We start from the raw sequence: 10,678 nt of genomic DNA, 5'->3' as shown, positions 1-10,678 counted from the left end.
CTCGTTCCTTCAGCTCAACGCTGTACTTCCGTGGTGCTGCCATGCTCTCTATCCTTCACAGGTTCGAGAGCCTCCGACAGACCCGGGGCGATTCAGCCCGCGGGTCGAGCATGACTTTGTCCAGCGCATTCCGCGCGACGACGTAGCTCTCGGTGCTCATGACCACGTCGAGATTGTCGCGAATCGCCTCGAGAGACAGTTCTCCCGGCTGCCTGGAAGCCGGGCGTCACCCCGATGAACATTCTTCGCATATGATCTCCGCCGACGGCGAACATCTCTCCCGACACGGCCACGTCTTCGTGCGCCAGATACGCCACTGCGGGTGCCGCCGCCTCGGGCGGGTAGTACTTCTCCATGCCTGCAGAGATGGTGTCCCCCATGAGCCCCGTCATTCTCGCGGCAGCTGTGGGCATCACACAGTTGACCTTGATGTCCTTGTTGTCGGCCGCGGCACGGTAGGCCAGGTTTCTCGTCAGACCCCACGTCGCCTCTTTCGCTGCGGGATATCCGGCGAACTCCGCATTCCGAGGAACGCCGCCGACGAGACGTTGACGAGACGGCCGTAACCGCGATCCCACATGTGAAGCCACACCGCGCGGGTGACGAAGAACGTCCCGCCGGCCGCGAGAATGGTCGAAACATGCTGAGCCGCACACGCAATGAACCACTCAGTGGAACTTCGACTTGTCGCGTGGAGTCACCGCGGACGGAATACACACGAACATCCATGAATCACACCGCGATCCGACAGGGAGATAGATGGACATGGGCACACGTTTCGCATTCACGAAGATATTCGTCGACGACATCGAATCCGAAGCCGACTTCTACGCAGCGGCTTTCGGCATGAAGGAGAAGAACCGGCTCACAGTCGATCGAGGGAACGACACCGTGGAGGAGATCATTCTCACCAGTGGCCGGGAGGACGACTCCTCACTGATCGTGTGGCGGTACGTCGAGCGTCCCACTCCCCCGGTAGGGGAGTCCGTGCTCGGATTCAACGTGACCGACGTCGCCGCCACCGTGCGTGCAGTCGAGGAGGCCGGCGGGACTGTCGACACTCCGATCGAGGAGATGCCCGACCTCGGGTTCGCCGTGGCCTTCGTCAGGGACCCCGAAGGACACCTCATCGAGATCGCCCAGAATCTGTAGACGGAACTCGGTACGGTTACCTGGCGACGAGCACGTACCTTCGGCACCGCTCTTCCGTGTCCGGCGCCGGCCGGACACGGAAGAGCGGTCGCTCATCGCACTTCGAGCGGGGCCTCCGCCGGATAACGGCTGGGCGCCATCTTGTAGAACTCGGTCAATCGCGCCACGAATGCCATGTCGTTCATCGGGTCGCTCGGTTCGTCGACGACCTGCCCTTTCGCTCGCATGTCGTCGATCAGGATTGCGAACACCTTGTCGGGAGTCAGGTCGTCGGTGTGGTCCTGGTAGCGGCGAACATCGTCGATATCGTCGAACAACAAGGCTGTGTAGTGAACGAGCACTCGTATATCTGCCTCATCGAAACGCCGAATCTCTTTGTCGCCATTTCGAACCGACCACTGCCCGTCCGCCTCGGCATGCAATCGGGAGGTCATGTCCAACTCGGGATAGTCACGCTGATCCCGGGCCCCGTTCGATTCTCTGCGGTGGTACATCCGGGAATTGTCCGTGAGAAAGGCGGTATTCCAGAACGGAGCCGCGATCCGGGCGGGGTCCTCGTCCGGGCCGTCCGGCCAGTACGTGAAACCACCGTCGATATCGGACCTGTTGAAGTATGTGAGAACCTGGGCCGACTTGACCTCCCAGGCGTCGAAGAGGCCGGATTTGGACATGATCGCCAACAGCCAGATCGGCGTGTTGAACAAGCCCATGCCACGGAAGACAGCCGTGTCGAAATGACCCGGATCGTAACTGTGCGAGGGCCCGCACAGATTGAAGAGCAGGTCGTGCGCCATGCCGTACTTTGCTCCGTGGAGCGACCGTGCGGTGTCGAGAAGCTTACGCCCGAAATAGATGTCGTGTAGCTCGGGATAGAAGACAACACCGTCGTTACCGAGAAATCCCCGGAACACCGGCGCGACGAAGTCCGACAATTTCGCGTCCGCTTTGCGGTCTTTTCCGCCCGAGATCGCGAGATACTCCTCGGTCGAGGAGAAATGATGAGCAAGAATCAGGCGCCACGGTCCGTGCTCCCGGATCACGGAGAAGATCGTCGCGATCTCCTCCGGTGTATAGAAGTTGTCGATCACGGAAGGCGGCGCCACGGGGATCATCGGATGGCGCTCGAGGGTTGTCATTGGGGCTCCTCTCTGCCGCGGCCTCAGCCCGGCGGAACGGCGATCCGCGACACGATAAGCACTTTCGACCCCGTCGGTTCAGATCGGATTCCACGGAGCGGGAGGTTGGCGTCGACATCGTCGTGTGAGCGTCGCGCCCTCCCGGTGTGTGAAACGCCCGGTTGGCCGCACTGTCCTTCTGTGGCCTGATCGTCGGACCAATGAGCATCTCGTGCGCACTCCCGATCGACACCTGCATCCGGGAGATGAATGTGAAATTGCGTCCGCGAATTGTTTCTGCGAGAGGGACGGCCGTAGAGCCGGGAACTATTCGACCCGGCGCAACACGGTACTGGAGCGCCGCTTCAAGAGAGCCGGATAGTAGCCCGGCTGATCGTCAACCGAATCGCGACAGAATCGGACGGATTTACGCCCGGAACCGACATGGTTCCGGTCACCGTGCGCCGCTTCCGGTAGAACGCGGGACTGCGCCCGACTCTTCGAGGAGCCGAGGGCACGGTCCGATCGAATCCGGCCGCAGAACGATCAGAGCTGAGCGCGGACCCTGTCGACCCGTTGCTGCCAGAAGTCGAACCATTCGGGGTGCGGGAAGATGTGTGTCTTGCGCTCTGCCATCCCGCGAACCACAAGATCGGCGACTTCGGCAGTCGAAATGCCCTCCTCCTCGATCATCGAGTCCACCGCCTCCCGAAGCTCGGCCGTCACAGGATCCGCCAGACTTCGCGGCACATGGCCCGCAGGAGCATTGCGTTCGTCGTGGCGAATCGATGTCGCCGTGTAGGCCGGGCACAAGACGGCGACCCCGATGTGGGGATATTCCTTCGCGAACTCGTTCGCCAGAGCCTCGGAGAGCGCGACCACACCTGCCTTGGACACCGTGTAGGGCTGCAGATACGGACCGGTCAGGAAGCCGGACATGGAGGCCGTATTGACGATGTACGCCTCGTCCTGTGCCGCGAGTAGAGGCAGGAAGATGTGGCAACCGTGCACAGCGCCCCACAGATTCACGCCGAGAGTCCAGTTCCAGGTGGCCAGGCTCATGGTCTCGAATCGCTGCAGACCTCCGACACCCGCGTTGTTGCAGAGAACGTGAACGGCCCCGAAGCGGTTCATCGTCGCATCCGCCAGCGACTGGACCGAATCCGGTTCGGCGACATCGGTATCCACAGGCAGAACCTCACCGGAGCGAGACAGCTCCTTCGCCGCTCGGGCCAAGCCGTCACTGTCGTTGTCGGCGACGACGACCTTCATCCCTTCCTGAAGAAATCTGGTCGCCAGCCCGAACCCGATTCCGCTCGCACCGCCTGTGACGACCGCGACACGACCGCGCAGTTCCTTCATCGTTCTCCGCTTCGTCGACCTGGCCGCGTCGTGGACTTCGAATACGACTCGGCAATTACTCTGATCCATAAAGGTATTCGCAGCGCCGCGGAGCCACCCGATCACCCGCTCAGTGGAACAACCGTTTCGGCCCTCATTGCGACCTGTGACCTAATGCACTCACTGTCTTTGGTCTCCATTGGCCCCGCGCCTGACCCCCGATGTCGTCGAGGAGAGTGCTGTGAAGATTGCTCCACGCCTGGCAACAACCGCCTGTACCGGTGCTGCCGTCGCATTGCTCGTATCCGCGTGCGGCGGTGAAGCGGCGTCTTCCGTGTCGCCTGCCGGCGACCCCGTACGTGGTGGAACGCTGGTGTATTCGTACAACACCGAGGCACAATCCGTCGATCCTGCGACCTGCGCCATCGGTATCGGCGTCGGCCCGTGCCAAGCGGTATACGGCGCGTTGCTCTATTACGACCTCGAGACCGGAGAGATCGAACCGGGCATGGCGGAGTCGTTCACCACCGAGGACGGCAAGAACTGGACGCTGAAACTGCGGCCCGGCCTGACCTTCACCGACGGCACTCCGCTCGATGCAGCCGCCGTCGCGTTCAACTGGGACCGCATACTGGATCCCGCTCTTCTGTCGCCCAGCGCCTCCGTCGCAAAGACCATCGACTGGGAGGTCGTCGATCCGACCACTCTGTCGGTCACGGCGAAAGAGGTCAATTATCAGCTCGACTTCGGCCTCACCGAAGCACTCGCATATATCGCCTCCCCCAGCGCGATCGAGACGAAAGGCGCCGATTTCGGCAACAACCCGGTGGGCGCAGGCCCCTTCACCCTCACCTCGTGGGCGCGCGGCACGGAGATGGTCCTCGACCGCAATCCGTCCTATTGGGACCAGCCCCGGCCGTATGTCGACCGCCTTGTGCTGAAGACGATCCCCGCCGACGACCAGCGATTCAATGCCCTGCAGGCCGGGGAAGTCGACGTCATGGCGGTCACCGTGCAGAAATATGCCGAGCGCGCGAAAAGTGCGGGCATGAACGTCGCTCACGGCACCCTGCTCGGAGGCACCGGTGTCCGGCCGAGTCATCGCGGCGCACTCGCCGATCCCGATGTACGCACCGCTATCGCGAAGCTGATCGACAACGAGCAGATCATGAACGCCGTCTACCCCGGTGAGCCGGTGGCGTCGGGTTTCGTCCCGGAGGACAGCCCGTTCCACGATTCGGCCTCGCTTTGGCCCGCGCGCGATGTGGAAGGCGCCCAGCGACTCCTCGACGGTTACCGTGCCCGTACCGGCGCCGGCGATATCGAACTCACGTATGTCATCACCGCCGGGAGCCCGGTGCTGAGCCAGACAGCCGAACTGATCCAGTCCCAGTTGCAGCAGGTCGACGGTCTGCGCGTACGTATTGCTCCTCTCGAAGGCGCTGCTTTCGCGGCCGCACTGACCTCCGGCGACTACGACCTGATCGTCAGCGCTCTGGGAGGCGCGCATCCCGAGAATCTCTACAAGGTGTTCCGTACCGGAGGGTCGTCCAACAACTCGGGCTATTCGAACCCGACCGTCGACGAGGCTCTCGATCTCACCCACACGTCGAACGACCCGGCAGTGGTGGAGAGCGCATACAAGACGGCGATCAACGAGTTGGTGGCCACCAACGCCTATCGCTTCTGGCGGCACGCCCGCACGGATCTGATCAGCCCGGCAAACGTTCATGGCGTCGAAGTGGCTTACCAGTACTGGTTCCGTCCCGAGCTGGTGTGGATCCAGCAGTGATGTACCGGTCCGCAATGCGGCAAGTCGCGAAGCTCGTCACAGTTCTCGGCCTGGTGAGCGTGACGACTTTTCTTCTTCTGGAAACGATCCCGGGTGATCGACTCGCTTCGGTTCTGCCCGAGGGCGCGAGTCCGGAGATGCGCGCCGCCGCCGAGGAGAGGTTCGGGTTGAACGGGTCGCTCACCGAGCGCTTCATGGCGTGGCTCGGCGGTGCACTTCAAGGTGACCTCGGACGTTCGATGCACTCCCAGGTTCCGGTGACGCAATCGATCCTCGAGCGTTTGCCCGTGACCCTCGAACTCGCCGCGGTGTCGATACTTCTCGCACTGCTCATCGCTGTTCCTGTCGGTGTCTACTCGGGTTATCGGCCGGGCGGGATCGTGGACCGCATAACCACGTTCTTGTGCTCGATCACCCTGTCGATCCCCAGCTTCCTCCTGGGCGTGCTGTTGGTGTTCGTCTTCGCGGTGACACTGTCGGCACTGCCGGTCACCGGATGGACCCCACTGTCCGAAGGGCTTGTGCCGCACCTACGCAGCCTTGTTCTCCCGGTCGTGACACTCGCTGCCGTCGAAACGGTGGGTTTCATCCGCCTTCTCAGGAACGACATGGTGGCGACACTCCAACAGGACTTCGTCCTGTCTGCGCGGGCACGAGGACTGTCCACACCGCGGATCCTGATGGTCCACGCACTGCGCCCCTCAGCGTTCTCACTTCTCACGGTGATGGGAGTCTCGCTCGGCCGACTGATCGGGGGAACGGTGATCGTCGAGTCGCTGTTCTCGCTCCCAGGTCTCGGCACGCTGGTGATCACCGCGATCACCGGCAGGGATTTCCTTCTGGTGCAGGGCATCGTCCTCGTGGTGGCGGTCGCGTACGTGTTGCTCAACGCTCTCGTCGATCTGACCTATCCGCTTCTGGACCCGAGAGTGAGGACTTCGTGAGCCACAGCCTCGACAAACCCGCCTCGACCGTCTCCGAAGAACGGCTTCCGATCCTCGATCCGCAGCACGGCAGCGCACCAGTCGACGAACTCACTCCGCCATCGGCCGAAGTGGAACCCGCCGGGCGCCGTCGGCGCCGTCGGGACGTCGGGGCATTCTTCGGCGGGTGCTGGCTGGTCGCGATCGTGCTCGCCGCACTGTTCGTCGACCTGCTGCCGTTGCCGGCTCCGGACCTCGTGGGGAATCTGTATTCGTTACCGCCCTTCCAGAATGCCGAACACATCCTCGGTACCGATCAACTCGGACGCGATCAACTCAGCCGCGCGCTGCACGGCGCGCGGGTTTCCCTGGCAGTTGCGATCGGCGCCACCTTGGTGGCGATGGTGATCGGCACCGCCGCGGGTCTCATCGCGGGGTATTTCCGTCGCGCATTCGACGTCGTCTTCGATCTGTCCACCAACACGATCCTCGCGTTCCCACCGCTGATCCTCCTGATCGCGCTGGTCGCACTGCGGGAACCGAGTGCAGTGACCCTTGCGATCGGACTCGGTGTGGTCGGGGCACCGACATTCGCGCGTATCGCCCGTGCCAACACCATCGCCTATGCGGATCGCGAGTTCGTCATCGCGGCGAAGTCCATGGGGTCGAGCAGCACTCGCATACTCCGCCGAGAAATCCTGCCCAATGTGCTGCTGCCGGTGGTTTCGTTCGCAACCGTCGTCGCGGCCACTCTGGTCGTCGCCGAAGGGTCGCTGAGCTTCCTCGGACTCGGTGTCCCCCCACCTGCACCGAGCTGGGGAGGAATGATCGCTGCCGGGCGGGAGAGTCTCTACGAGAACCCGGCTCTGGTGCTCGTGCCGGGCGTGTTCTTCTTCCTCACGGTGTTCTCCCTCAACCGGGTCGGTGACTGGGCACGTGGACGCGTGGGACGGGAGTCGTCGCTGTGACCTCCAAGGGAAAGGACATCGGCACTGTGACTCAGGTGCTGCCGCAGGACACCGAAGCACCGACGCTGTCGGTGACCGACCTGCGTGTCTGGTTCGATACGCCCCGCGGCATGGTCCGCGCGGTCGACGGCGTCACGCTCGACGTGGCACCCGGACGCACACTCGGGATCGTTGGCGAATCCGGTTCCGGCAAGTCGGTGCTGTCGAGAGCCGTGATGAACATCCTCGCTCCGAGTGCCGTGGTGCGTAGCGGTTCGAGGATCGAATTCGAGGGCCGCGACACTGCCACCCTTGGTCGGGAGGAAGCCCGGAAGCTGTGGGGTGCCCGGATGGCGATGGTGTTCCAGGACCCGATGACGTCCCTTACTCCGGTGCTGACAATCGGTTCGCAACTCACCGAGACGCTGCGCCGTCACCTGCCGATGAACAAATCCGAAGCTCTCGCCCGAGCCGAAGAACTGCTCGAATGGGTGGGCATCCCCGAGCCGCGCAAGCGCCTGAAGCAATACCCGCACAATCTGTCCGGAGGAATGCGGCAACGCGTCGTGATCGCGTTGGCACTGGCATGCTCACCACGCCTGCTGATCGCCGACGAGCCGACGACGGCACTCGACGTGACCGTTCAACATCAGATCCTCACCTTGCTCGAGCGACTGCAGCGCGAGCAGGACATGGCGATGGTTCTCATCACGCACGACCTCGGCGTGGTTGCCGGCAGGTCCGACGAGATCGCGGTGATGTACGCCGGACGAGTCGTCGAGCAGGCACCGACCAAGGTCCTCTTCCGCGAGATGCGGCATCCGTACACAAGAGCGTTGGTGGGGTCGATTCCCCGGATCTCCGACCCCAGTCACACCCGCCTGCGTGCGATCCCGGGCCGGCCACCCACCGTCATCGACCCACCACCGGGATGCGCATTCGCGGCGCGTTGCCCGCACGCGCGGCCACGTTGTCTTGCCGAGACGCCGAGACTGACGACGGACGGAACGACCGGCGACCGGCACCGTCACGCATGCTTCTTCCCCGTCGGCACGCAGGCCGGGGACGACGCGTGGACCACCAATCTGGACGAAGGGCGGACCGCCGCCGGTCTTCCCGTGGACTCGAGGAGCGTGCACTAGATGGCCGGTACAGGAACCGCCCACCTACGGGAAGCGGACAGCCACGATCTGCTGCTCACCGTCCGCAATCTCGTCGTGGAATACGACGCCGGACGAACCGGGAAGGTACAGGCGGTCTCGGATGTCAGCTTCGATATCGCACGGGGCGAAACGCTCGGCGTGGTGGGCGAATCGGGTTGCGGAAAATCGACCGTTGCCAAGGCCGTCATGCAATTGCCGCGGCCCACCTCGGGAGAGGTGAAGTTCAAGGGTGCCGATCTGGCTGCGATGTCACCGCGTGAATTGCGCTCGGCGCGAGGAACCCTCCAGATGATCTTCCAGGATCCCATCTCGTCGCTCAATCCTCTGCGCAAGGTCCGACACATCGTCGCCGAAGGACTGGATGTCGCCGGCGGACGCAGTCGCGCAGCCAAGCAGGCCATGGTCGACGACATACTTTCGGTGGTCGGCCTCGACCCGGCCGTCGCGGGAGACCGGCGACCGCACGAGTTCTCGGGTGGTCAGTGCCAACGCATCTCGATCGCCCGCGCCGTAGTGGTGGAGCCCGAACTGGTGATCTGTGACGAACCTGTCTCCGCCCTCGACGTGTCGGTCCAAGCCCAGATCCTCAATCTGCTCGAGGACATGAAGGAACGGTACGGGCTGACACTGTTGTTCATCGCTCACGATCTCGCTGTCGTGAAGAACGTCAGTGACCGGGTGATGGTGATGTACCTCGGCAAGATCTGTGAAGTTGCGTCACCGGATCTGCTCTATGCCGACCCGTTGCATCCGTACACCGAGGCATTGCTGTCGGCGATCCCCGAACCGGATCCCGAGGTCGCACCGAAGCAGCTCAGCTTGTCGGGTGATCTGCCGTCCCCCATCGATCCGCCGAGCGGATGCCGCTTCCGCACGCGATGCCCACGGGCAGAGTCCATCTGTGCCGAGGAGGAGCCACAGATCCGCGAGGTCCGACCGGAGCATTTCGTCGCCTGCCATCTGGCGTCCTGAGGGCAGAAGGACCAGGACAACGGTGGATCCCGACTTCCGCAATCGAGGTGTTGTGCACGGCCACTCACCGTCTGTCCGGCTCGCCCTGCTCGGTGTGGCAACGTTCGTCGTCACGACGAACTCGCTGAACATCGCCGGACTCCTTCCGAACATCGCCGAAGGGCTCGATGTGTCCATCGGTAGTGTGAGCTATGGGATCACGGCGTACGCGCTGGTCGCCGCGATCGCCTCTCCCCTGTTTGCTTCCGTCTTCTCTCGCCGCTCCCGAACCGCCGTCCTGACCACCGGCCTCGTTGTCGTTGCCGTCGGCACGTCGGTAGCGGCAGTGGCGCCGACCCTCGCCTGGTTCATCGGTGGTCGTGCGCTCTCCGCATTGGGCGCTGCAGCCGTGGTGCCAGTGGCTATGGCAGTAGCGCCGGAGCTCGTCGCTCCTGAGCGGCGGGGGCGCGCCCTGGCGGCGGTAGGCGTGGGTTTCACGGCTGCAACCGCGCTGGGCGCACCCATCGCCACGGCTCTCGCCGCCTTGACAGACTGGCGGGTTTCGATGGGGATCGTCGCTGGACTGGCAGCGTTGGTGTCCTTTGCGATGATGGGGTTCGTGCGAGATCTACCGATCGGGCACGTTCCAGGTGGGCGGGCGCTACTCACCGTTTTCTCGAATCCCCTCCTGCTGATCGCCTTGGTGGGCAACGTCCTCGTCGTACTGGCTATGGAAATTGTGTACATCTTCGGCGCCGAAGTGTCTGGCCGTACCGGCACTCCATTGGCAATCCTGTTGCTGTTGATCGGAATAGCGGGCATTGCCGGAACCTTGGCGGGAGGCCGGCTCGACGACAGATGGGGCCATGGTCCCGTCGGATTGTTCGGCACGGCGGTGTTGGCGTGCACCTTGCTCTTTCTCACGTCGGCCGGCAACAGCTATGCACTGGCTGCTGTCGGATTTGCGGCGTACGGCGTGGCGTCGTGTCTGGTTGTCATTCCTCGTCAGCATCAATTGATCTCGATCGCACCACAGGTGGCAACGGTGTCACTCTCCTGGTTCTCCACCACGAACTATGTCGGCATTGCACTCGCACCGTTGATCGGGGCGCAGCTGGTGCACGATGGTGGTTCGGCCATTGCACTGGGTGGCGCGACGATCGCCTGCCTGGCCTTTGTGCTCTTCGCTCTGGGATTGCGGGTGCAACGTCGGACAGCACACCCCACGTCGGTGGCCGCGACTCTCGCCGACGCCGGTAGTCGGGGTGCAAGAACGCTCGAGTGATCGGGCCCG

The 10,678-nt window shown here is 63.3% G+C and carries 9 protein-coding genes; 7 read left to right on the top strand and 2 right to left on the bottom strand.

Annotated features, from left to right (window positions below):
* The first annotated feature begins 765 nt into the window (after positions 1 to 765).
* Entirely contained in the window at positions 766 to 1,152 is a 387-nt protein-coding gene (locus ABZ789_RS20435) for a VOC family protein (RefSeq protein ID WP_358427707.1), read from the top strand.
* 92 nt (positions 1,153 to 1,244) lie between these two features.
* Here the strand turns inward: ABZ789_RS20435 and ABZ789_RS20430 are convergent, their stop codons facing one another.
* Together ABZ789_RS20430 and ABZ789_RS20425 are read right to left on the bottom strand one after the other, a co-directional pair.
* Positions 1,245 to 2,288, bottom strand: a complete 1,044-nt coding sequence (locus ABZ789_RS20430) for a hypothetical protein (protein WP_358427705.1) — start codon at positions 2,286 to 2,288, stop codon at positions 1,245 to 1,247.
* A gap of 525 nt (positions 2,289 to 2,813) precedes the next feature.
* A complete protein-coding gene (locus tag ABZ789_RS20425; RefSeq protein ID WP_358427703.1) occupies positions 2,814 to 3,629 on the bottom strand; it encodes an SDR family NAD(P)-dependent oxidoreductase in 816 nt (271 codons plus the stop codon).
* Between the two features lie 220 nt (positions 3,630 to 3,849).
* Here ABZ789_RS20425 and ABZ789_RS20420 point away from each other — a divergent pair, with 220 nt between their 5' ends.
* Genes ABZ789_RS20420 through ABZ789_RS20395 form a run of 6 tightly spaced genes read left to right on the top strand, consistent with a single transcriptional unit; the run spans position 3,850 to position 10,669 of the window.
* Positions 3,850 to 5,400 carry an ABC transporter substrate-binding protein gene (locus tag ABZ789_RS20420; RefSeq protein ID WP_358427700.1) on the top strand — a complete coding sequence of 517 codons (1,551 nt, stop codon included), beginning with the start codon at positions 3,850 to 3,852 and terminating at the stop codon, positions 5,398 to 5,400.
* Positions 5,400 to 6,344: an ABC transporter permease gene (locus tag ABZ789_RS20415; RefSeq protein ID WP_358427697.1), complete on the top strand. Its 945-nt coding sequence runs from the start codon at positions 5,400 to 5,402 to the stop codon at positions 6,342 to 6,344. Before ABZ789_RS20420 ends, ABZ789_RS20415 begins: the two co-directional genes overlap by 1 nt.
* Positions 6,341 to 7,291 (top strand): ABC transporter permease, encoded by a 951-nt coding sequence (locus ABZ789_RS20410; RefSeq protein WP_358427694.1) that lies wholly within the window; start codon positions 6,341 to 6,343, stop codon positions 7,289 to 7,291. Before ABZ789_RS20415 ends, ABZ789_RS20410 begins: the two co-directional genes overlap by 4 nt.
* Complete coding sequence (locus ABZ789_RS20405) at positions 7,288 to 8,412, top strand: ABC transporter ATP-binding protein (RefSeq protein WP_358427692.1); 1,125 nt, start codon at positions 7,288 to 7,290, stop codon at positions 8,410 to 8,412. The genes ABZ789_RS20410 and ABZ789_RS20405 overlap by 4 nt, the downstream gene beginning before the upstream one ends.
* Positions 8,413 to 9,405 (top strand): oligopeptide/dipeptide ABC transporter ATP-binding protein, encoded by a 993-nt coding sequence (locus tag ABZ789_RS20400; RefSeq protein WP_358427689.1) that lies wholly within the window; start codon positions 8,413 to 8,415, stop codon positions 9,403 to 9,405.
* A gap of 22 nt (positions 9,406 to 9,427) precedes the next feature.
* Positions 9,428 to 10,669, top strand: coding sequence for an MFS transporter (locus ABZ789_RS20395; RefSeq protein ID WP_358427686.1), 1,242 nt, complete (start codon positions 9,428 to 9,430; stop codon positions 10,667 to 10,669).
* Positions 10,670 to 10,678: the final 9 nt, after the last annotated feature.

The sequence above is a fragment of the Rhodococcus sp. NPDC047139 genome (genome assembly GCF_040643435.1).
Taxonomy (GTDB): domain Bacteria; phylum Actinomycetota; class Actinomycetes; order Mycobacteriales; family Mycobacteriaceae; genus Rhodococcus.
This window is presented reverse-complemented; position numbering and strand designations above follow the sequence as displayed.